Annotated in this window: 14 protein-coding genes; 9 read left to right on the top strand and 5 right to left on the bottom strand. The window is 44.5% G+C overall.

Annotation, left to right across the window (positions count from 1 at the left end):
- The first annotated feature begins 249 nt into the window (after nt 1–249).
- The 9 genes from LJ707_RS04680 to LJ707_RS04640 all read left to right on the top strand — a co-directional run bounded on the left by LJ707_RS04680 (nt 250) and on the right by LJ707_RS04640 (nt 16389).
- Complete coding sequence (locus LJ707_RS04680) at nt 250–1188, top strand: alpha/beta fold hydrolase (RefSeq protein WP_228949635.1); 939 nt, start codon at nt 250–252, stop codon at nt 1186–1188.
- Nucleotides 1189–1514: 326 nt separating this feature from the next.
- Complete coding sequence (locus LJ707_RS04675; protein ID WP_228949634.1) at nt 1515–2756, top strand: sodium:proton antiporter; 1242 nt, start codon at nt 1515–1517, stop codon at nt 2754–2756.
- A 204-nt stretch (nt 2757–2960) separates the two neighbouring features.
- Nucleotides 2961–3503 (top strand): RNA polymerase sigma-70 factor, encoded by a 543-nt coding sequence (locus LJ707_RS04670; RefSeq protein WP_228949633.1) that lies wholly within the window; start codon nt 2961–2963, stop codon nt 3501–3503.
- 80 nt (nt 3504–3583) lie between these two features.
- Nucleotides 3584–4648 (top strand): FecR family protein, encoded by a 1065-nt coding sequence (locus LJ707_RS04665; protein WP_228949632.1) that lies wholly within the window; start codon nt 3584–3586, stop codon nt 4646–4648.
- Between the two features lie 299 nt (nt 4649–4947).
- A complete protein-coding gene (locus LJ707_RS04660) occupies nt 4948–8217 on the top strand; it encodes a TonB-dependent receptor (RefSeq protein ID WP_228949631.1) in 3270 nt (1089 codons plus the stop codon).
- Nucleotides 8218–8222: 5 nt separating this feature from the next.
- Nucleotides 8223–9701: a RagB/SusD family nutrient uptake outer membrane protein gene (locus LJ707_RS04655; protein WP_228949630.1), complete on the top strand. Its 1479-nt coding sequence runs from the start codon at nt 8223–8225 to the stop codon at nt 9699–9701.
- Between the two features lie 88 nt (nt 9702–9789).
- Nucleotides 9790–11985, top strand: a complete 2196-nt coding sequence (locus tag LJ707_RS04650) for an alpha-N-acetylglucosaminidase (protein ID WP_228949629.1) — start codon at nt 9790–9792, stop codon at nt 11983–11985.
- Between the two features lie 22 nt (nt 11986–12007).
- Nucleotides 12008–13138, top strand: a complete 1131-nt coding sequence (locus tag LJ707_RS04645; RefSeq protein WP_228949628.1) for an acyltransferase family protein — start codon at nt 12008–12010, stop codon at nt 13136–13138.
- 5 nt (nt 13139–13143) lie between these two features.
- Nucleotides 13144–16389, top strand: coding sequence for a GH92 family glycosyl hydrolase (locus tag LJ707_RS04640; RefSeq protein WP_228949627.1), 3246 nt, complete (start codon nt 13144–13146; stop codon nt 16387–16389).
- A 106-nt stretch (nt 16390–16495) separates the two neighbouring features.
- Here LJ707_RS04640 and LJ707_RS04635 read toward each other — a convergent pair whose 3' ends face one another.
- The 5 genes from LJ707_RS04635 to LJ707_RS04615 form a co-directional block, all read right to left on the bottom strand.
- Nucleotides 16496–18145 carry a glycoside hydrolase family 32 protein gene (locus tag LJ707_RS04635; protein WP_228949626.1) on the bottom strand — a complete coding sequence of 550 codons (1650 nt, stop codon included), beginning with the start codon at nt 18143–18145 and terminating at the stop codon, nt 16496–16498.
- A gap of 62 nt (nt 18146–18207) precedes the next feature.
- Nucleotides 18208–19923, bottom strand: a complete 1716-nt coding sequence (locus LJ707_RS04630) for a RagB/SusD family nutrient uptake outer membrane protein (protein WP_228949625.1) — start codon at nt 19921–19923, stop codon at nt 18208–18210.
- 16 nt (nt 19924–19939) lie between these two features.
- Complete coding sequence (locus LJ707_RS04625) at nt 19940–23023, bottom strand: TonB-dependent receptor (protein ID WP_228949624.1); 3084 nt, start codon at nt 23021–23023, stop codon at nt 19940–19942.
- A gap of 24 nt (nt 23024–23047) precedes the next feature.
- Complete coding sequence (locus LJ707_RS04620; protein WP_228949623.1) at nt 23048–23950, bottom strand: carbohydrate kinase; 903 nt, start codon at nt 23948–23950, stop codon at nt 23048–23050.
- Between the two features lie 9 nt (nt 23951–23959).
- Entirely contained in the window at nt 23960–25285 is a 1326-nt protein-coding gene (locus LJ707_RS04615; RefSeq protein ID WP_228949622.1) for a sugar porter family MFS transporter, read from the bottom strand.
- Between the last annotated feature and the right edge of the window lie 187 nt (nt 25286–25472).

Genomic DNA, 25472 nt, shown 5'->3' with positions numbered 1-25472 from the left:
ACGCTGTTTATTTAATGCTACCCTTATAGTAATTACCTGAACACAGCGGTTATGATACGTAAGCATGTGTATAACGTTATTCGGATATTGGCGATATTTCGTTAATAAAAAAATGATTGTTTGTTTGTAAGTATCTGTAATGTAGATTTTTATGGTTTGGCTTACGCTTTGGATATGTTTTTTATGTTAGGTTTTAAAATGGCCGCAACAGTATTAACAGATTACACAAATCAATAAAAATCAAAAAACATGAAAACTATCTTCACATTGTCCTTACTAACAATCGGTATCGCGTTCGGCTTTACCGGTTGTTCTCAAAAATCCGAAAAAGAAAGTGAATCCGCTCAGGCATACAGCTCATCGTCATCAGCGCGTAAGTCGTATTACGAGGTAGCGCCAAATGTAAAACTGCACGTTACCGACCTGGGCGACGGACCTGTTGTGGTTTTAATACCTGGTTATCCTCTTGGAGATGAATCGTGGGAGTACCAGTACCCGGCGTTAGTGAAGGCTGGTTACAGGGTTGTAGGGATAACAATGAGGGGTTTCGGTAATTCTGATAAGCCCTACGGAAAGTACACCTATGATCAGTTTGCGGATGATATAAAAAGTGTTTTAGATCAGATGAATATCAAGGACGCGGTTTTGGGTGGTCATTCAATGGGCGGTGCTATTTCACTGCATTATACCGCAAAATATAATGGAGCTCACTTAAAAAAGCTGGCCTTGTTTGCCGCTGCCGCACCAAGGCACACCAAAACTGCCGATTATCCATATCCGTTGTTTAATAAAGAAACCATTACAGGCTGGGTAAATCAAATCAGTATAGACAGGCCGGCCCTTTTAGCCGGCATCGGCAGCCAGTTTGCTTTAACCCCGACCGCTATAAATCCCGGAATTGGTAACTGGCTTTACAATCAGGAGCTGCAATCATCTCCCTACGCTATGGAGCAAGCTCTAATATCATTACGTGATGAAGATTTGAGAGCTGATCTGCCTAAAATAAAAATCCCTACCTTAATTATGCAGGCGAAAGAAGACCATATTGTAGCTTATGCACTTGCGCAACAAATGAATAAAGCCATAACCGGCTCACAACTGGTGACTTTTGATAAAAGCGGACATGCGCTGTTTATTGAAGAACGCGAGAAATTCAATAACGAATTATTAAGGTTTATTAAAGAATAAACCTTAATATATAATATAAATAAAAGAGAGCTATCCTGTATTGGGTGGCTTTTTTTTTGCCTGCTCTGTAATGTGTGCATGTAATTATCCCCAAATCGAGATTCCAATCGTGGGATTGACCGGGTGTAAACTTTTCTGATGAATTAACTGGATTTTTAATTGCTATTAAGGTATTCAAAACCAAAGTATTAATTGCCGTTTTATGTAAGTTCTTTGCATTTTCTTAATGTTGGTTTTCTCTTAAAATCGAACAAAAAGCGCCATCGTCACTTATATAATTATTAAACGCTGCACCAAAGGTACGGCTCACCTGATCTATATTGCCTATGAATACAATCCTGATAATAACCACGCTGATCGCCATAAGTACGATCTTTAGTTTTATTAATGCCCGTTTTATAAAGTTGCCGGGAGTTATCGGCGTAATGGTACTTGCCATTATAGCATCAATGATTACTGTTGCTACCGGATCGATATTTCCCGGATTCAGCCGAATTATACTTGAACTTGCCCATTCGGTTGATTTTTCAAAAACCTTGCTCGATGTGATGCTTGGGTTTCTTTTATTTGCCAGCGCGCTTCACTTTGACGTAAACAAATTAAAGGAAAATCTCAGAGGGGTTTTATTGATCAGTACTGTTGGTGTGGTAATCTCGACATTACTTTTTGCCGGAATATTCTATGAACTTTTGCATTTAACGGGGATCGGGATTCCATTTATATATTGCCTTGTATTTGGCGCATTAATATCACCCACAGATGCCGTTGCTGTAGCTGCATTAATGACAAAATCAAAAATGCCTGACAGATTAAAAACTATTATTTCAGGAGAATCTTTGTTCAATGATGGTATAGGCATCGTATTATTTGTTAGTTTTTCAGAAGTGGCGAGTATCCCCGAAAAGAATTTTTCATTTGCGGAGGCAGCAAAGCTTTTCGGTCAGGAGGTTTTTGGTGGGTTGTTATTGGGTGGCTTACTTGGTTTAATAGCGTACCGCATGATGCGTGCCATCAACGATTTTCAAACAATCGTTATGTTGTCATTAACCCTGGTGCTCAGCATTGCGGCTATTGCAGGTATATTACATGTTTCGGCACCGCTTGCCGTGGTGGCTGCGGGACTGCTTATCGGCAGCCATTCTTTCAAAAGGAATGAGTCTATCAAAGAGGGCGAAAATCTTGAAAAGGTATGGTCACTGGCAGATGAACTTTTAAATACCATTCTGTTTGTACTTATCGGGCTGCAGTTAGTATCTATAACGGTTCGTCCGGATTATCTGCTCATCGGAGCAGTCTCGATTGTCATATTATTGATTGCCAGGATGCTAAGCATTATTTTACCTGTAGCTTTATTAAGGCGAACACTGGCTTTGCAGTACAGTAGTGTTGCCATACTCACCTGGGGTGGTTTAAGAGGGGGTATTTCAGTCGCTCTTGCTCTTTCATTACCTGATTCTGAGTACAAGCCACTTATTCTTACTGCTGGCTTTGTGATCGTTATTTTCTCTATCGTTGTTCAAGGATTAACATTAAACAAATTCATAAATATGGTGGTTAAAACCTCTTAGTAATCTTTTCTTGCGCAGCCGCTTGTTTAAAAGAGCAATTACGGTAAACACCGGATGAATATCTATAGCAGGCACAAAATCATTTTAATTAAAAGTTAACGCTTTGATATAATTATAGGGAGCAAATCTGTTTGTAACATTTTGGTTATTTTAATAATGAACAAAGCACGTTTTTAAAAAAAGAAGTTGTTAATTGCTGTTGTTTTGAACACGCAGGAACTTTTTGATTTAGTTCGTTTTGATCATGATGAGTCAGCTTTTAATGCCCTGTACCGTATGCAGGCAACAAAGCTTTCGCGTTTTGCCTGTACTTTTTTAGATGATACTGAAGCCGGTAAAGAAATAGTGAACGATGTATTTGTTAAGCTATGGCATAACCGCGACAGTTTGGCCATGGTGCGTAATATTGAGATTTACTTATATGTATCAGTAAAAAATGCCAGTTTAAATTACCTTAAAAGCACCTCATCCCGTAAAGCGCGCGAACTGAATGCAGGTAACAGGCTTTATTTTCAGCTCAATGCTGATCCATCCCAGTTGCTTATCAGTAAGCAGCTACAGCAAGAAATTGTAGCCGCTGTAAACAACCTGCCCCCACGCTGTAAGCTCATATTTAAAATGGTGAAAGAGGACGGACTTACCTGCAACGAAGTAGCCACGATACTTGACCTGTCTAACAAAACCGTTTTCGCGCAGCTTGCCATCGCTGTTAAAAAAATTGAAAGCGTTGTCAGTAATTTTAGATAATCGCCTGTTTGCCAAAAAAAGTTTCAAACCGTTTAGGAAAATCAGTATTTGTGTCTGTCCTTGTATCAGATTAGTAAGATATGGGAAAATCAAGGTTTGCTGAACTAATGGCCAAAAGCCTGGATGGTTCAGCCACTGAGGAGGAGTTGAAAGAACTCGAATTATTTTTAGCACAATACCCGCACTATAAAAAAACGCAGCAGGTTACCTACGCTATCTCACAAAAAGCGGATGAGCCGCCGCTGGATATTGATAAAGAGATAGATGCTATCTGGACACGTATAAATAATTATGATGACCGTGATAATGCCGTTGTTAAGCAGGTAGGCAGTATAAAATATTTTAAGTGGATAGGTGCCGCAGCGGCTATGTTGACTGTAGCGGTAGCCGCTTACATGTTATATGTTAACTATGTAAAAAATCAGCAAAACCAACTGGCCGTAATACAGCAAATTGATGTGCCTTATGGTAAAACAAAGCAGATTACATTGGCTGATGGTACCAGGGTTAAGCTTAACGCGGGTAGTCACTTTTCGTATCCAATTAAATTTCAGGGTGCTAAACGTGAAGTTCAGCTCGATGGCGAAGGTTTTTTTGAGGTAGCCAAAAATGCTCACAAGCCATTTTATGTACATACAGGCGGTATCACGGTGAAGGTACTGGGTACGGTATTTAATCTGAAAGCTTACCGTAATGACGATAAAATTGAAACTACACTGCTTGAAGGTAAGGTACAGGTTGAATTAACTGCTGACCCTGAAAAAAAGATTGTATTAACACCTAACGAAAAGCTTACCATTAATAAGCCTTTTGCCAAACCTGCACAAGGCGATAGAAAAAGCGAGCCTCAGATAAAATATGAGGTTGCTGCTTTGGCGGCACCGGTTGATAATGTTTATCCTGAAAATGCCTGGATAGAGAATAAGATCATATTTGCCAATACCACCTTAGCTGATGCAGCTTTGGCTATGGAGCGTAAATACAATGTGCGCATAGTGTTTGAAGATGTAACCTTACGTAACGAACAAATAAGCGGCGTGCTTGAAAATGAGAACCTTGAAACCGCGCTGCATATACTTAAAGATATTGTACCTATAAACGCGAAAATAGAGCAGGGTACCGTGTACCTGGCACGCAAGCAATAAAAACTAAACTATTAATAACTCAAAAACTAAAGTATGAAGAAAAAGATTTACCAAACCGATTCCTGAAAAGCGCATCATATATAATAAACAAGGGAAGGGTTGCACCCCCTCCCTGTAAAAATATGGGACTTATTAATTAAGAGTAAGACGATTTTCGACGGCGCTTACTCTATCCGTTAATTTTCAAAACAAAAGTAATGAAAAAAACAAGAAGGGCATTTGCCATTCGGGGTGCCTCTGTATGCCTAAAAGTTATTTTGCTAATGAAAGCAGCTTTCCTCTTGATTTTTGTGACATGTATGCAGGTTTCGGCGCACGTATACTCGCAGCAAAAATTTACACTCAACATTAAGCAAACCGAGGTAAGCAGCATACTTACCAAAATTCAAAAACAAAGTGATTACCGTTTCTTTTACAATTACGCCGCCCTCAAAAAACTCGGCCGTGTTGATTTGAATGTAAAGGATGCTACCGTTGAGCAGGTGCTTAACAGGTTGATAGATGATAAGCTATCCTACAAAATGGCCGACGGGCACGTGGTTATTATTTCAACGGCCGAAAATGCAAGCAACCAGATACTTGTAAAAGGCCGGGTAATTGATTCTGTCGGTCAGCCGCTTATTGGTGTAACGGTAAGGCTTCAGGGCAGTAATGTAGCAACCACAACCGATGTAAACGGCGCGTTCAGCATCAACGCGCAGGTAAACGGCGTGCTGGAGTTTACTTACATCGGGTTCGAAAAAAAGCTTGTTACCATTACCGGCGATCAGCCCGTAAATGTAACCTTATCCGCATTACCATCAGCACTTGGCGAGGTAGTGGTGGTAGGTTACGGTACCAGTAAAAAGGTTGATCTAACGGGTTCTGTAGCCAATGTAAAGGGTACTGATATACAAAATTTGCCCGTAACCACTGCCGCTCAGGCGCTTGAAGGACGGGCAAGCGGTGTAAACATTGTACGTAACGATGGCTCGCCGGGTGCCGCGCCAAGCATCAGGATAAGGGGTACAGGTACGCTTAATGATGCCAACCCGCTGATTGTTATTGATGGTGTGCCCACCAGTAACCCTGATGCGTTAAATGATATTAACCCTAATGATATTGCCTCTGTTGATATATTGAAGGATGCCTCATCAAGTGCCATTTATGGTACAAGGGCGGCCAACGGTGTGGTGTTGGTTACTACTAAAAAAGGTACTTACAGCCAAAAGCTATCAACCAGCGTGAATTTTTACAGTGGCTTCTCCAATTCCACCAAATACATAAGCCTGCTTACCGCGCCCGATCTGTATACCCTGAAACGTGAGCGCTATACCAATGATGGCGTTGACATTGAAGCACCATGGAATGATAGTTATTACTCAACCCAGCGTACCGACTGGCAGCGTGCCATTATGGGCACCGGGCATGTAACCTATGGTGATGTTAACCTACAGGGCGGTAACGATGTATCAACTTATTATATCTCAACTTCAATTTATAACGAGAAAGGTATTATCGATAAATCAGACTTTAAGCGTTACAGCGTGCGTATAAACTCCGAGCATAAAGTAAAACCATGGTTAAAGCTTGGCGAAAATGTGCAGCTTACCTTTGCCAACAATAACGGGTTTGATAATAACAACTCGCAAACGGGTTTAATATTTTCGGCATTGAGGTTTAACCCGGCCATACCAACCGTTAACCCTGATGGTACATTCGGTACATCAAAAGCGTTTGCCAACCAGTTGGGTGATATTAATAACCCATACTCAACCATACAGCAAACAGATAGATATAACCGTAAATACCGGGCGCTTGCCAATGCTTTTGCCGAGGTTACCATACTTAAAGAACTTAAATTTCGTGTAAATTATGCTTTTGATGGTGCCATAGGCCGTACCTATAACTTTCAACTGGCTGATGTTAACCAGGCAAGGCAAACCACAGTTTCAACACTTACACAGGGCGAAAATGAAATCAGCTCTCAATTGTTAGAAGGCTTTTTGACCTACGACAAGGAGTTTGGTAAAAGCCATTTAACGTTTACCGGTGGTGTATCATACCAAAACTTTAAAGGCAGCAATTTTGGCGCGGGCCGTGTAGGTTTTGATGATACCGATCCCAATCAGCGTGTGTTAAACAACGGTACATCATTATTTAGCGCTACCGGTGCTTACGATGCGCCATCGGCATTGGCATCAGGCTTTGCCAGGGCATTTTATGATTACGACGGGCGCTTCCTGGCAACGGTAACATTCCGTGCTGATGGTTCATCGCGCTTTGCCGATAATAACCGGTGGGGATACTTTCCGGCGTTCTCATTAGGCTGGCGCTTATCAAACGAGCAATTTATTAAAGATATAAACTGGATCAGCAATTTAAAGCTGACCGGCGGCTGGGGTGAGTTAGGTAACCAAAGCGTTACGCCGTTTCAGTACCTGAGCACCATCAGTATCAATAATACCTACGGTAATGGTGGTTACGCCTTTGGCGGTACAGGGGTAAGTGGCTCGGCCATTACAACCATTGCCAACCCCGATATACATTGGGAACGCACCGCCATGACCAACGTGAGCTTAGAGGCCGGGTTCTTGAATAATCAATTAAATACCACGGTTACTTATTTTAACAAGGCCACTAAGGATATGCTTATAGCCCCATCATTAGTGGGTGCTTATGGCCTGGTTACCATTCCTTTTCAAAACATTGGTGAAATGAGCAATAAGGGTTTTGAGGTTGATATTAACTACCAGGGAGGCAGCGAGGTTAAATATACCGTAGGTGCCAACGCATCGTTCATCAAAAACAAGGTTACTACGCTTAACGGGCCGGGTACTTTTATTGGTTCAACGGTTTATGGCCGTTCAAGCCAGGAAATATCACGTACCTATGAGGGGCAACCTATAGCGTCATTTTATGGTTGGAAAACCAATGGACTTTATCAAACCCAGGCCGAAATTGACAGCGACCCGGCTTTGGCCAATGATTCGCGAAAAGCTAACATAAAACCCGGCGATGTACGTTTTCTTGACCTCAATAATGATGGTTTGATAGATGGTAATGACCGTACTAACCTGGGTAATCCAAACCCTAACGTTACTGCAGGCTTGCAGGGCAGTGTATCCTACAAAGGGTTTGACCTCGCCGCCAATTTTACCGGTGTATTTGGTGTGAGCCTTTACAATGCCGACAGGATGCAGGGTATCGACCCAACCTATCCGTTCAACCTGTACAGTGAAACCCTGGGCCGCTGGACGGACGCCGGAACCAGCAATACCATCCCACGCATGTCGCTTGACAGGGCTAATGATAACTACCGCACCTCTGACCTGTTTGTAGAGAGTGGCAGCTATTTCAGCCTTAAAAACGTAACCATAGGCTACACCTTGCCAAAGGCGTGGAGCAAAAAGGCAGCGTTAAACAGCGTGCGCCTGTATGCTTCTGGCCAAAACGTGTTTATGATTACCGGTTATAAGGGATACACCCCTGAACTGGGTTATACCAACGGCAACTTACAACGCGGTGTTGACGTGGCGCAATACCCGGCAGTACGTACAATAACATTTGGTGCAACAGTTAAATTATAATCTCCATGAAAGCAAAAAATATAATATATATGATGATGGCGATGGGTATAACTTTTGCCCCTGCCTGTAAAAAAGCCCTTGATCTGGATCAGAAAGGGGTGTACAATACTGACAACTACTTCCTTAACGAGGCTGATGCCGTAAATGCCATAACCGGTATTTACAGTTTATTAGAGGGAGAAGACTACATCTCACACGCCGAAACTACTTTTGATGTAGCATCTGATGATTACTGGCGCTCCGGCGACCACAGTGAGGATGAAGCAATTGAAAATTTAACCTACGATGCCTCCAACGCGCAGGTGCGTTATAGCTGGAAATGGAAGTACGAAACGGTTAACCGCTCAACCAACTGCATCATCAATATCCCTAAAATTACAGCGATAAGCGAAGCCATTAAAAACCGCAGCATGGGCGAAGCCTATTTTATGCGCGCCTTTGGTTACTGGCGCTTAATGGTTATTTATGGCGATGTGCCTATTATTACTGATGAGGATTACACCAATCAGAATTTTAACAAGCCAAAATCAACCATTGAAGAGGTGAGGAAGCAAATTGAAGCCGATCTGCTTAAAGCGGTTGATCTGCTACCTGAAAGCTATGGTGCTGCTGATCGTGGCCGCGTGAGCAAGGGTACAGCATTGGGTTTGCTAACCAAGTTGTATATGTACTGGGAAAAATTCCCCGAAGCTATAGCCGCCGGTCAGCAGGTAGTTAACAACAGCAATTACGCGCTTGCCGCAAATTATGCCGATAACTTTACCCGCGCTAACGAAAGCAGTAAAGAAATTTTGTTTGCCGTACAGGCGGTGCAGAATGTGATACAGAACGATTATACCATTTATTACATTCCGCGGCCATGGGGAGGGTATGGTTTTAGTCAGCCATTGCAGGGCCTTGCTGATGAGTTTGAGGCCAACGACCCGCGCAAGGCAGCCACGCTGTTAAGTGTAGGCGACCAGGTTGATCTGGGTGATGGTAAAGGATTAACTACTTTTACTGCCGACCTTTCATCAACAGGTTTCAGCTTTAAAAAATACGCCGTATTTAATACTGAGGCTGATGGCGGCGGGCCTGACCATAGCTATGCCGTGCCACTGATGCGTTCGGCGGATATTTACCTGTTAGTTGCCGAAGCCTTGATACGCACACAAGGCGCGGGCGCGGGCGACGCACTGATCAATCAGGTGCGCAGGCGTGCTTCAACATCGCTGCCGCTGGTAGTTGGCGCGGGTATGGCACAGCTAATACACGAACGCCGTGTTGAACTGGCCGGTGAAGGCGAGCGCCATCAGGATTTAATGCGCTGGGATAAAGCGAATATTGTTGATATTGCCGCCATTTATAACCGTGCTGTATCAAAAGCGCCTATTGACAGGAATAAAACCGTAACTTTTGTGAGGCCAAAACACTACTATTATCCAATTCCGCAGGAAGAGATTGATAAAAGTAAGGGCGTTTTAATTCAAAACCCTAATTTCTAAATTTAATAAGTTCAACATGCCGGCAGCCTCATTACGTCAGGCTGCCGGTATTTTTAATATATCAAACATCATATTCTAAATTATACTGATGAAGAAAGGTCTGCTTACGTTTTTAATTTTTGCAGTTAGTGTTCAAACTTACGCGCAGGTAAACAAACCGGCCTTACAGGCTTTTATTGAGAGGGTTATACCGGGCAGGGGCAATTCATTTATAATTGAGGATGTACGGCAGGATAATGGTAAGGATGTTTTTGAGTTGGACAACCGGGATGGTAAGATCGTTTTACGCGGAAGCAACGGCCTGTCTGTAGCTTCGGCGTTAAACTATTACCTTAAAAACTATTGTTTTGCCGATATTGGCTGGAACGGTACTAACCTTAACCTGCCTGCAACATTGCCTGTGGTTAACGATAAAATTCATAAAGCCACACCTTACAAATACCGCTACTACTTAAACTATTGCACCTTTAATTATACCATGGCCTGGTGGGATTGGAAACGCTGGCAAAAGGAGATCGACTGGATGGCACTTAACGGCATCAACATGCCGTTGGCTATAACCGGTGAGGAGGCTATATGGCAGCAGGTATATAAAGATATGGGCTTTACCGATAAGGAGCTTGATGCCTTTTTTAGCGGCCCGGCATACTTTTCATGGTTTTGGATGGGTAATATTGATGCCTGGGGTGGCCCTTTGCCGCAGCATTGGATGGATAGCCACAAACAATTGCAAAAGCAGATACTGGAGCGTGAGCGTGCTTTCGGGATGACACCGGTACTGTCGTCATTTACCGGGCATGTGCCGTCATCGTTCAAGCAAAAATTCCCGAATGCCAGGGTTAAAAAAACCAATTGGGATGCCGGTTTTCCTGATGTGTACATACTCGACCCGGATGATGCCATGTTTGAGCAGATCGGCAAAAAATACATAGAGGCGCAAACCAAAGAATTTGGTACCGACCACCTTTACTCGGCAGATACCTTTAATGAGAACATACCGCCAACTAATGACTCTACCTATCTCGACGGAATGAGCAAAAAGGTACTCCACTCCATGACCGCCGCCGACCCAAAGGCCGTATGGGTTATGCAGGGCTGGATGTTCCATTATAACAGCAAATTTTGGCAGCAGCAACAAATAAAGGCGCTGCTGAATGCAGTGCCCGATGAGCATATGATCGTGCTTGATCTGTACAGCGAATCGCACCCGGTATGGAACCGTACCGACGCTTACTATGGCAAACCATGGATATGGAATATGTTGCAAAATTTTGGCGGCAACATCAGCATGTTCGGCCGTATGCGCCATGTGGCGGCTGATCCGGCTATTGCCCTGCACGATCCGGAATCAAAGCAAATGCTCGGTATCGGCCTTACACCCGAAGGGATAGAGCAAAACCCGGCGCTATTTGCCCTGATGCTGGAGAACGTATGGCGAGATACACCCATTGATGCCGATGAATGGATAAAAAACTATGCCCAGCGCCGTTATGGTGCCATAAATACCAATGCTGATAAGGCGTGGAACCTGCTATTAAATTCTGTTTATAGCGGTGGCCTTACCGAGGGAGGCCCTGAATCAATCATAGTAGCACGCCCAACACAGCAAAAAACTATCGACAGGGTATTAACCAAGCTCAATTATGACCCTATGCAACTGGTACAGGCCTGGGAATTACTGCTCAACGCGAGCGACAGCCTGAAACAAAGTGATGGCTATCAGTACGATGTGGTTGATGTTACCCGACAGGTATTGGCCAACTATGCCACGCCGCTGCAGCAGCAATGGGTATCGGCCTATAAAAACAATAATAAAGAGGAATTTAAACGCTATAGCAACGCTTTTTTACAACTGATGGATGATATGGATGCACTGCTTGCCACCCGCAAGGATTTTTTATTGGGTAAATGGATAAACGAAGCAAGGGCAAACGGCATCACAGCCAGTGAGAAGGATCTGTATGAATTTAACGCGCGCGACCTGGTAACCCTTTGGGGCGATAAGGAAAGCGGCCTGCGCGAATACTCGAACAGGCAATGGTCGGGCTTAATAAAAGGATATTATAAGCAACGCTGGCAGCTATATTTTACCGCGTTAAGTAAAGCGATGGCAGCAGGCAAGCCACTTGATGAAGCTGCGTTTGATAAACAGGTAAAGAATTGGGAATGGCAGTGGGTGAACAAACATGATAACGCTTATACCGATGTAGCCAAAGGAGATCCGGTTGAAACGGCGAAATCCCTGTATGCCAAATACAATACTATTATTAAAGCGGCTTATTGATCTACTATCATAAACACAAAAAATGACTGCTACTACCAGCCAAAGATTTACCGCGCTTGATGTTTTTCGCGGAATGACCATCTGTTTTATGATCATTGTTAACGCGCCCGGTTCAGGAGCTCCGGTATGGTCGCCGCTTGATCATGCGCAATGGTTCGGCTTTACACCAACTGACCTGGTGTTTCCATCCTTCCTGTTCGCGGTAGGTAACGCGTTGAGCTTTTCAAAAAAGAGATACGAAACCGATGCCGTGTTTTTTGGTAAGGTGATAAAACGTACACTGGTCATCTTTTTGTTAGGTTACCTGATGTACTGGTTCCCGTTCGTGCATCGTGAAGGAGATGGCTGGGCGGTCAATCCATTAGCCAATACCCGTATTATGGGCGTGTTGCAGCGTATAGCGCTGTGTTATTTTTTCGGAGCGTTAATCATTCATTATTTTTCGGTTAAAACGGCTGCTATTATTTCGGTAATCCTGTTAATGGGTTACTGGTTACTATTAATGGTGTTTGGCGCTGCCGGTGCCGAGTATACCATGCTGGGCAATGCCGGTACAAGGTTTGATATTTTTGTAATGGGCAACGCTCATCTTTACCATGATAAAGGTGGGCCAATAGCTTTCGATCCGGAAGGATTGTTGAGTACGCTGCCAGCTATAGTGAATGTTATAGGCGGTTACCTTGCAGGCGCGTTTATTCAACGCAAAGGGAAAAACTATGAAGCTGTGGCAAAGCTGTTCATCTTAGGTACATTGCTTATCTGCGTTGCTTTGTTTTGGGGCCAGTTCTTCCCGATAGGTAAAAAATTATGGACAGGTACTTTTACCCTCTTAACCATTGGGATTGATATGGCCATATTGGGCTTTTTATTATATGCCATCGAGATCAAAAACCTGAACCTGGGCACCAACTTTTTTTTAACGTTTGGCCGTAACCCACTGGCTATCTATTTACTGTCGGAGTTGCTTTTTACCATCATCGTCACTATATGGGTACAACCCGGTGTAAGCATTTACGAGTGGATCAACCGGGTGTTGTTTCAGCAGATTTTCCCAGGCTCGTTTGGCACCCTGGTTTTCGCGATATGTTATATGCTGTTATGCTGGCTGGTGGCCTATGTGCTGGATAAACGGAAGATCTACATAAAAATATAAGCCGTTTGAAAAGGTTAACCATACAAATAAGCCTTATCCTTTGCATTTTGCTGGCTATCAGTTTCAGCGCTAATGCACAGCAGGCTCACAATTACCTGCAATATGTAAACCCATTTATTGGTACCGCAAAAAGTAATGTAATTACCCGTTGGGGAAGCGCGGGAGGTATCTATCCCGGTGCGGTTGCGTCATCAGGCTTTATACATCTAAGCCCCGAAACCAGTTTAAAAGGAGCCAGGGGATATAATTATACCGACTCGGTTATCTATTATTTTACTTGCTTCGGTCATATGAGCGGCTTTCCCGAAGGTTCGGCAGGCCAGTTAGGTATTATGCCTGTGGCAGCCAACGCTGATATCGCATCGGGGAATTACAGGCGAAAATTTTCGCATGAGAAGGAAACTGCATCGCCAGGCTATTACAAAGTTATATTTGATGGTGGCACCACGGTTGAAGCTACAACCACACCAAGAACCGGTATTTTTCAAATTACCTTCAACAATCAAGTAGCTCCCCGGCTTTTTGTGGCCGATGCAGGGGAGATGGTCACGCCATACAACCAGGAATTGCATGTTGGCAGCCGAAACGCTGTAATACTTTTTTCAGAGCCTTACCAGGCAAAAAAACGGGTTAAAGGCGGCTGGCTGTTTAGCTTTTCTAAATCATCATCAGCAAAAATACTTAATGTGAGGTTGAGCACATCCTCAATCGACCATGCCGCGGCTAAGCAGAATATCAATAAGGAGCAAGGCAGGGCAGGCTTTGACGAGATACGGAAACAGGCCGTTTTAGCGTGGCAAAAAAAACTATCGGTAATTGATGTAGCTGATGATAACGTACAGGGCAAAACTGTTTTTTACACCGCGTTATATCATTCATTGCTGGTACCCTGGGTTATTGATGATGCTGATGGCCGTTACCTCGGCGGCGATGGCAAAATTCACCAACGCAGTGGTCATGATCAATACGGCGCGTTTTCTCCTTGGGATACCTTTCGCACACTGCACCCGCTGTTAACGTTATTGTATCCTGATAAGCAAAAGGATGTGATACTTTCCATGCTTGATGTTTATAGGCAAAACGGGCATTTGCCCATTGAGTCAATGACGGGTAACCATGCAATCCCTATTATTGTAGACAGTTATCTGAAAGGCATTCAAGGTTTTGACAAGGCGGAAGCTTACGAGGCCATGAAGAAAAGCCTTGTTACCGGTCCGTTTTTGCAAAAGGACATGGAGGCGTATCATCAAAACGGATATGTGCCTTTTACTTATGCCGAATCAGTTACCCGTACGGTTGAATATGCTTATGACGATTGGGCTTTGGCGCAGTTCGCTAAAAATGTAATAGCGGATAGCAGCACGTGGAATTTGGAATTGGGGAGGGGGTATAACTACCGTAATTTATTCAATAAGGATGCCGTTACCTTTTTACCCAAAAACGGCAATGTGTTTAAATTACAGCCCGGTATGTCGGGCTATAAGGAGGGCGACCAATGGGTATATGGTTACTTTGTGCCACAAAATGTTAAAGATTTGGTTAACCTTAGTGGTGGCGATAAGTTGTTTGCTGAAAGGCTGGATTCTGTTTTGCAGAACCAGGTAATAGTTTTTGATAATGAAACCGTATTCCAAGTACCCTATCTGTTCAATCAGGCTGGTAGACCGGATTTAACACAAAAGTGGTGCAGGCAAATCATGCTCGGGCGTTTTACTAACTCGCCTGGCGGCTTGCCGGGTAATGATGATCTGGGTTCAACTTCAAGCTGGTATATTTTCAGCGCGATGGGTTTTTACCCAACCTGCCCCGGCAAACCTTTGTATAGTATCGGTACGCCACTGTTTAAAACGGTAACGTTAAACCTGCTTAATGATCGGAAGCTAACCATCAGCAGCGATCAGCAGGGTGGTTATGTAGGCTCGGTAAGTATAAACGGAAAGCCGTGGCAACAGCTTACTATACCGCATACCCTGTTATCCAATGGCGGAAGTATAGCTTTTGAGATGAGCAGCGAGCTATCACAATGGCTAAATGATAAAGATCCAGCAGCGCTATCAGAAACACAAAAACCGGCAGATATACAAATAAGTAATATATCAGTATCGGCTAATAAAGTAGCGCCCGGTCAGCTTTTTTATATGCGTTACAAGTTGACTAACAACGGTAGTACGGGTCTGCAAAAAGTGATCGTTTTCAGAGATGTAAAACCCTATGCGTATAAAAATGCCCTTGTTGAACAGGGGCAAACCATACAGGATTCAATTGGCCTGCAACTCTATGCTGCAAAAAATACCACTTTAAGTATGGAAGGTTTTAAACCGGTAAATGTTAAGGTCATTTCTACAAACTTGAAACCTGAAAACGCGTTGCGCATTACAGGTATCAAAACTATGCCTATGGTGAGTTTACAAGAGCAAGGTAAACTGAGCTACACTATACAAAATGTTGATGGGCGCGCACGTACTTTTTATGTACCGATCAGCCTTGACAACAAACTGATATTTACTGATACGATTTTGCTGGATGCCGGGGAGAAAAGAGATGTACAGCATAAGCTCGTATCGTCAGGTTCCGGTTTTCATCAGGTTGCGGTAAATGGCCTGCAAATACGTTATAAGGTTTATCAGCAACCAGCAGAGGCATTGTTGCTGTCGCTATCTCCGGGTGGGGTGAAGGTGACTGATATGATTCCTGATTCGTCGGGGTTTGGAAGTAACGGGCATATCATATTGGCCAATAAAAACAGCAGCGGGCATTTTGTATTTAATGAAGATAACTATGTTGAGGTGCCCAATGCCGCAAGCCTGGATGAAATGGGCGAAACGCTCACCATGATGGGTTGGGTATATCCCACCGGTAATGAAAAGGGCCTGGTTGACATAATAACTAAAGGAGATAGCCATGTGTTACAGGTTACCGATCAAAAAACACTCACCTTTTTTGCCGGTGGCTGGGGGCGGGGCGATTGTACGGTAAACCTTCCGGCTGACTGGAGGGATAACTGGCACCATATTGCCGGCGTTTGCAGCGGAAAAAAACTCGAACTTTATATTGATGGCATATTATCGGGTACTGCTGAAACGGAAGAAAGCGCTGATCTGTCTAACACCAGCAAATGGGTTTTAGGGCGAAACGAGGAATTTCCGGGTGAGCGTATTTTTCACGGACAAATGGATAAAGTTAAGATCTATAAAACACCGCTCACTGCTGCTGAAATAAGTAACATATACAAGCAGGAAAGGCGCAAATAATTGCGCAATGCCAAACATTCAGTTAAAATGCGCACGCTACCAGGATTATTAATATGGCATTCCTGGTAGCGTTGCGTATTTTATCTTGTATCTGTTGATCTTTATTTTACTCCCATACAGATTTCACTGTATAAACCTCCAGGTTCTTTACATCTATATTGGTACCCCAAAAATGGAAGCCTTCAGTATTTTTAGTATCCGGCTTTCTTTGAAAAGAGTAGGAGTAAGCGCCGTTATCAATAAATACTTCTACCGATGTGCGGTCAATATAAATATCAGCGCTTAATTCCATACTGGTCATGTCTTCAGGCGAGTAAAAAACACCGTTGAGCGTGTTGTAGTTCATGTCATAATCAATAATATGCTGGCCAAACAGGTTAAGCCCGGCACTTGTGGCGTGCGAGAGCTTAATGGTTACTTTTATGCGTAGCCGATCGCTGTTGTTATAAGCTTTAAGCTGATCATTGGCCGCGCCCTCTTTAAGGTTTGTCCACTGCCCGGCTTTTTCAAACAATTGTTCGGTTTCTCTTATCGGCGTGCTGAACAGACGTACGCCGTTCCTGGTTGTTTTTAACGTAAGCTCAGTAGGTAATAGCATCATGCCGTTAAAAGGCATACCCGGGTGCGACAGGCGGCTCCAGCCAATCTGTATCCTGCGGCCATCACTTTCGGGTATATTGGTAAAAGTTTGCGCAGCATAAATACTACCCGTGCTGAAGTAGTGCTTGCCCGACTCGGGGGTGAATTTTTTACCATCAAATGAGCCGATCATGTAGGTGTTAGACGCGCCGTACATCACCCATTTGGTTTTGCTTTTGTCGCCATCAACAGCCAGCTCAAATAAGTCGGGGCATTCCCAAAAACCGGTGGTATGGCTTTGGTAGGCCCAATCCTTTAAATTAGCAGAGTTATAGATGGAGTGCCCGTCGCGCTCATTTAATACCAATACCCAATGTTTGCCCGGTGCATACCAAAATACACGCGGGTCACGCGTATCCTGGCTGTTCCATTTCTCTTTTGAATCAATCAGCGGATTGCCCTTGTACTTTGTCCAGGTACGGCCTTTATCAAGGCTGTAAGCCATGCATTGTACTTGTTTGCCATGCCCGTCAACGGTATAGGTAGCTATCATGGCTGGGGTTTTGCCTTTGTTAAAACCGGCGGTGTTGTTGTAATCAATTACTGCCGAGCCTGAGAACATCGTGCCCATATCATCCGGATGAAGCGCTACCGGCAATTCCTGCCAATGTATCATATCCTTACTTACCGCATGCCCCCATGACATGTTTTCCCATTCCTTTTCAAATGGATTATGCTGGTAAAACAGGTGGTATTCGCCTTCATAAAATATCAATCCGTTAGGGTCGTTTATCCAGCCACGGCGGGTAGTAAAGTGAAATTGCGGGCGGTTTTTTTCATGATACATTGAATCCTGCCCGGCTATCTTATCATCCTGGTAAATTTTCGACAGGCCTGCGTCGTCACCATCATAACTAATGGTAATGGTTTTGCCTTTATATTGCGTCATATCGCAAAACACCCAGTATTCAGGCTCGCCATTGGCCAGGCGTATCTTAAACTCACGCTCCTTTTTACCTCCGATAGAGAATTTCATGTTTCCTCTTTGTTGTGCCTGCGATATGGGGAAGTTTAAATATCGCTTGGTAATTTTAATAGGCAGATCAGCCGCCTGTACCTGCAAAGCGCTGTAAGCGGCAAGGCAACAGGTAAGCATTGCTTTAAAAGTAGTATTCATGGTTCAGTATTTATATTAACAAGTTATAATTGCAGGGTAAGCATCAATTACCCTGTATTGGTTTACCATCCGGTATTTTGTTTGTAAAGCCCTTTACTAAAGTTGATCTGGTTTAGAGGTACAGGCAAATATTCGTCACGGTTCTTTTTAAATGAGGCATCGTTTAAATGTGTAACACGACCTTTTTCTTTGGCAAAGTACGTATTCATGTATTCAGCCGCAATACCCCAGCGTACCAGGTCAAAAAAGCGGTAACCCTCCATAGCAAACTCCATGCGGCGCTCATAACGCAGGGCCTGGCGCGCGTAATCATTGGTCCAGGTGCAGTTTACGCCGGGCTGATAGGTGTTGATCAGGTAATTTGAGGTAGATGTACCATCGCTCATTTTTAAACGGCCGGTACTGTTTTTGGCCCTGGTGCGGATAGCGTTGATCAGCGGCAGGGCTTCCTGTTCGCGGCCCAGTTCAATAAGCGCCTCAGCTTTCATCAGCATCACATCAGCAAACCTGATGATCGCCCAGTTTTTTGAGCTCGACATAAAAGGAGGGAAGCGCTTGAACGATGGATCATCAAACAATACCGTTTCTTTCAAGCTCAGCATGGGCCCGTAAATTTGCGGCGCGCGCGACCATGATGTTTGGTAGATGAATGATGGACGATACTTGTAAGGGTGCCCCGGTATGGCAGCGGTATGGTCAAGCCGAGGGTCAAACGAATGCGATTCATAATCACCTTCTTTAGCTATCTCGTTATTGTTAAAGGTGCTAAAATCAGGCAGTCCCTGGCTATTGGTAACAAAGGCATTGATAAGGTTATAGCTTGGCACATGGAAACCGCAGCAGCCATACTCCTTATTCATGGGGTAGTTTAGCGAATGCCCGTTATCAATACGGCCAAACGGGGTATTGTCATCAAGGGAGTATTGTATGGCGAACACCGATTCGGAGCCGTTCTCATATTGCGTTAAAAAGTTTTGCGCATAGTCAGGGAACAGGGAATATGGGCCTGCGATCACTTCGTCGCATAGCGCGTTAACCTCGGTTAGTTTTGCCTGGTCTTTACCGGTAACGTTATTGTTTTCATCCTGGGTATAGGCCTGGTACAATAGGGTTTTAGCCAGATATGCTTTGGCCGCGTATTGATTAGGGCGCCCAACTTCGGCCTGCGTTGTCGGCAGGTTTTCGGCCGCGAACCTGAAATCGCCGGCTATCTTGGTCCATAAGGCATCGCTTGAATAGCCTCGGTTTGATACCGTATCATAAGCTGCGCGATCAATGGTTTCGTCAATATAGGGTACATGTTTATATAAGATCTTTAACAAAAAATAAAAATGACCGCGCAAAAAGCGAGCCTCGGCCTGGCGGGCCGTTTTGTTAGGATAGTCTGCCTCTGTCATGGCATTTATCCGTGTTAGCGCGTCGTTAGCGCGACCAACGCCAACGTATAGCCTGAACCAGGTAACATCCGAAGCACCCAGATCAACACGATTAAGGGCGAAGGTTTCGTAAGCGTGAAAATCGCCCACGTCGCCGGGGCCATCGCCACCTTTGTAAGCATCGCCGCTTCGCACACTGCCGTATGACCATAGGTTGCTGTAAGGCGCCGTAAAGGCATCATTACCTAAAGCTGAATAGGCGGATATAAGCATCTTGTCTACGTTTTCAGGCGTGTTCAGGTCATTACCGGATACAGTGCCCTGCGGCTGCTCGTCTAAAAATTTTTTGCATGATGTTGCCAGCAGGCAAACCATCAGTGCAGGTAATATATATCTTTTCATGTTGTGTTATAATTGGTTAAAAAGTAACGTTAAGCCCAACTGTAGTTATAACCGGTATCGGGAAACCGTTGCCCGGGTTTTCCGGGTCAGGAGCTGTGTATGATGACGATTTGATGGTAACAAGGTTGCTGGCCTGTAAAAACAGGCGGGCGTTCTGTACCTTGTATTTAGTTAAAAGGTTCTTCAGGTTATAGCCTAACTGAATGTTACGTAGTTTAAGGTACGATCCGCTCTCGATAAAATAGGTTGAAAAGCGACCCTCGTTATTCCTGTCAACAGTAGTAAGGGCGGGTATGGTTGATGATGTGTTTTGCGGCGTCCATGCCTGCAACACGCGCGAGCCCCAGTTAGCGCCGGGAGCAAGCGATGAAAAATCAGTCAGGTTTTTGTAGGTGTTGTTCACATCATTACCCTGAACGCCTTGTAAAAAGAACGACAGATCGAAACTTTTGTAGCTGATGTTGGCATTGAAACCATAAAGAAAATCGGGGTCGCCGCGTCCAATGTAGTCGCGGTCGCGATCGTTAATGATGTTATCGCCATTCAGATCTTTGTAACGGATACGGCCTATGCCTTTGCCCGGCTGCTCGGGCGAGCCATCAACCTCGGCCTGGTTTTGAAATATACCATCAGCCACATAACCAAACATAGAGTTTACTGAACGGCCCAGAATGGTTTTGTCGGTACCGTTGCCAGGGTATGAGGTCAGCACCTCTGACGGTAGCTTGGTTATACGGTTACGATAGGTTGAGAAATTACCCGAAAGGTCAACCTTCCAATCATTGAATGATGAGGAGTAGTTGAGCACCATTTCAAAACCCTTATTGTATACTGATGCGCCGTTGGCAAAACGGTCGCCGCCATTGCCTTTAACAGCTAAATAAGCAGGCTTTATTAATATATCTGTAGTGTTTTTGGTAAAGTAGTCAATTGAACCGGTGATGCTGTTGTTGAACAAACCAAAGTCGATACCATAGTTGTTCTCTGTTTTTTCTTCCCACCTGATGTCGGGGTTGCCGGTTTGTACCAGCACAAAGCCCGATGGTAGCTGGCCTGTGCCATTACCGCCAATATCATAAGCGGTACCACCATCAAAGTTACCGGTTGGGTTGGTGCCGTATATAGGAGTGTATAACGAGTAATTGGCGTAATTATCAATCTCCTGGTTACCGGTGCGGCCCCAGCCGTAACGCAGTTTCAGGTCAGAAATAAAAGAGAAATGATCCTTTATGAATGCTTCCTCGCTCACACGCCAGCCCAATGATGCCGCTGGGAAGGTGCCGTACCTGTTGTTGCTGCCAAAACGTGATGAACCATCGCGACGAAGTGTTACTGAAGCGATATACCTGTCGTTATATGAGTAATTTACGCGGCCGAACACAGAAAGCAGTGAATTGCCTGATCCACCGCCGTAGTTGGCTATGTTGGTTGAGCCGGCATTCAGATAGGCATAGTTCATGTTCTCGAGCGCGTAACCTTGCCTGCTGCCTCCCAAATTGCGGTTCATGATTTTGATCTGTTCATGCGCGGCAAGGATGTCAATCTTGTGTTTGTTAAAGGCAAGGTTGTAAGTCAGTTGGTTTTTCCAGATCAGGTTGCCATCGTACGAACTGTTACTGGCAACGGCATTTGATGGGTCGACCAAATAGCCTGAAACGTATGATTTGCGCAGCGTGCGATTGAAATTGGTAGCGTAATCAATACCGTAATTGGTTGATAGTGTAAGGTTAGGCAGTATAGCCAGATCGGCATAAGCGTTACCGAATATACGGCCCAGGTGGTTGATGTTCTGTTTGTTATCCTCAATAAGTCTTACCGGGTTTTGCCTGTCGGCCATACCTGCAGATGGGCCTCCCCAGCCGCCATCAATAGTACGCACCGGGATGATAGAAAAATCAATGAGCGACAAAATAGTTATATCACCCAGCGGTAGCATGGGGTTACGTATGTATGAACCCGAAAAGTTCTCGCCAATTTTTAAGCGCCCGCCAAACAGGCTGTAATCAGCGTTGAACCTGGCAGTAATTTTTTGATTGCGGGTTTCTTTGATGATACCTTTATTGTCATAATAACTTACTGAAAACAGCGAGTTGCTTTTTTCAGTCCCGTTTGATACATCCAGGTTATATTGTTGTATGTGTGATGTTTGCGATATTTCATCAAACCAGCGGGTATCAGCCGGGCGCATGGTTTTTGCTGCGTCTAAAAATTCAGGCAATATCACACTGTTCAGTACCGGGTTATCAAAGTTGTTATTCCAGTCGTACTGATAGGTTGAGTTAAGGTTAGGGTTTTGCCTGTCATTAACAGCGGCTTGCCAGTAAGCCCGGCCTCTGTCATTAGTGTTCAGCACATCAAGTTTAGAGTTATAAAACTGCCATGATGATGAGCCATTGAAGGTGATACGGCTCTGGCCGCTTTTAGCCCGCTTGGTAGTTACAATGATTACGCCATTTGCCGCCCGCGAACCATAAATAGAGGCTGATGAGGCATCCTTCAGTACCTGTATCGATTCCACATCATCCGGATTAAGCTCCTGCAAACCACGGGTAGTGGGCACACCATCAATAACATACAAAGGGTCATTGTTGCCCAGCGTACCTATGCCACGTATGCGCACCGTTGCGCCGCCGCCGGGGTTACCATCGGTAGTAATGTTAACACCGGCAACCCTGCCTTGTAATGCCTTTACCGGGTTGCCCAAAGGTATATCCTTAATGTCCTTTGTGTTTACTACAGATACCGCGCCTGTAAGATCCTTCTTTCGTTCCTTTTGGTAGCCGGTAACCACCACCTCGTTCAGGTTGGTGTTGCTTATCTCCATAGCCACGGTAAGTTTGGCGGTACTGCTTAGTTTGCGGGTAACACTTTGCGCGCCCATGTAGCTAAAATTCAGTGTTTGGCCTATGGTTGCCTGCAAGCTAAAGTTACCCTTGGCATCAGTAATCATGGCCTTTTGTGTTTCAATAACCGTAACGGTAACACCCTCAAGCGGTGCCGAATTTTGATCGGTAACGGTACCGGTAATGGTTGGCGTTTGCGCCAGCCCGCTTTGCGCCAGTGCTGTTAGCAGGCAGCAAAAAAGTAATAGTTTTCTCATGTTTGGTTTTAATTGGGTTGTGGTTTATAACTGTAGGTGGTAATTCAAAAACTCATACAATTCAATAGGCTGATAAACGGGGCAGCCGCCTTTTTTTGAGGCTACAAAGGCGCCCATGGCTACGGCATTGTCAATAATGGTTTGCGGCTGTTTTTGATGATAGTGATTGTAAATAAAAGCTGCCAGGAAAGCATCACCGCTGCCAATGGTATCGGCCATTTTTATAACCGGCGGATGTGCCTTAAAAACGTCATCGCCATTAAAATAAAGCGCTCCGTTGCGCCCGCGGGTAAGTATTACTTCTTTTAATCCAAACTTTTCTATCAGGAAAAGTATCTGGCTGTGGTTGTCATTCGGCGCACCAAACAGCTCGCAAATAATGTTGATCTCTTCCTGGTTACATTTTAATATATCGGTTGCTAAAAGCAAATCATGAAGCAAAGTAGGTGTAAAGTGCGGCGGCCGTAGGTTAACATCAAACACTTTTATCGCATCCGTTTCAAGTAGCCTGAAAAGCGTATCGCGCGAGGCAGAATTACGTGAGGCCAAGGTGCCGTAAACCAGGTAACGTGCAGCGTCCAACGCCTCTGTTTGTTCTTGCTGGTAGTCAATATAGTCCCACGCTACAGGCGAAACTATTGTGTATTTAACCTCTTCGGTACCGTTTATTTCGGCTATTACTTCGCCGGTTTTGTAAAAGCTGTCGGTTTGTATCAGGTTGGTAGCTATACCGGCAGATCTGATCAGCGCTATTAGGTCACTGCCGTTTTCATCATTTCCAATACGGCTCACTATTCCGGCTGGTAATCCTAATTTATTTAAATGGTAGCAAACGTTAAGCGGCGCGCCACCGGCTTGGGGGCCATCGGGTAAAATATCCCATAATACTTCGCCGTAACAAACAGCTAAATTTTGTTGATGTAACATGGCTTTGAATTAATGGATGATAAGATTGGTTTCAATTTGCTCAAGGCTGCGGCCCTTGGTTTCGGGCATAAACTTCCATACAAAAATGAGCTGGCACACCATCATGACAGCAAAGAACAGGAAGGTGGTTTGGCCGCCCAGTTTTTCGGCAAAATAGGGGAAGCAAAAGGCTATTGCCGCTGCCATTACCCAGTGGGTTGAACTGCCCAGGGTTTGCCCTTTAGCGCGTACCGAATTAGGGAAGATCTCTGAGATAAATACCCAGATGACCGCCCCCTGCGAAAAGGCGAAGAAAGCGATGAATATCATGATATACACCGGGATGGAAAAGCCACTTTGCGCAGCGTTATTGAACGAGAATGCAACCAATAATAGCGAACTGATGAGCCCGATAGAGCCGATCAGCATCAGCGTACGGCGGCCAACTTTATCAATAACATTAATAGCTGCCAGCGTAAACACAAAGTTGATAACGCCTATGCCCACGGTTGATAGAAGCGAGGTATGCGCGCCAAGCCCGGCCATTTCAAATATCCGCGGCGCGTAATATATTATGGCGTTGATGCCCGATACTTGGTTAAAAAAGGCGAACAGGCCAGCTAATAAGATAGGTGTACGGTAATGCCCAGAAAATAAACTTTCCTGTTTGCCGGTATTCGATTGGGCTGATGCCTGTATAGTTTGGAGTTCCTTTTCGCTGTTCAGGGGATCAATAATATCCAAAATCGATTTTGCCCCGCTCAGGTCATTTCTGTGCAGAATTAACCAGCGCGGGCTTTCAGGAATAAACCTGATCAGGATAAGGAATAATAATGACGGTATGGCCTGTACGCCAAGCATTAATCGCCAGCTATCCTCACCTGTTTGGCTTATGAGGTAATTAGAGAGGTAAGAAAGCAGGATACCCAGCACTACGTTAAACTGGAAAAGCCCCACCAGTTTGCCCCGCCTGTCGGCAGGTGATACTTCTGAAATATATATAGGGGCTGTTACTGATGATATGCCTACGCCCAGCCCGCCCAGAAACCTGAATACCAGGAAAACGGTCCAGTTATTGGCGAACGCGGTACCTAATGATGATAGCAGGTAGGCGGCAGCCACAAAGTAAAGCGTATTTTTTCGGCCAAACATGTCCGATGGTTTTGCACCTAACAACGAGCCGATCACTGTGCCTATCAGGGCAATGGATATGGTAAGGCCATGCTCAAATACGCTAAGCTCCCAAAATTTTTGAATAGCCTTTTCGGCACCTGAAATTACGGCTGTGTCAAATCCAAACAAGAAGCCGCCAAGCGCCACGACCATTGACCAGGCCAGCACAGAATTTTTGTTCATAAAAGAATGGTTTTAATATTGGTTACTGCCGCAAATTATATTACAGTGCAGGGGTAGGGCTGCAATCCTATATCAAAAACCATAAAAAATTTAACAATTTTTAAGTTGCTGATAGTTAATGTTTTGTTGCTTTATGGCGGGTAGTGGTCAAAGCCAATCTATATTTTTGTTACTATGTATGTTTGGT

It is taken from the genome of Mucilaginibacter sp. UR6-1 (assembly GCF_020880975.1).
GTDB lineage: Bacteria > Bacteroidota > Bacteroidia > Sphingobacteriales > Sphingobacteriaceae > Mucilaginibacter.
Note: the sequence above shows the minus strand (reverse complement) of the source record. Positions and strands in the feature narration are given on the sequence as shown.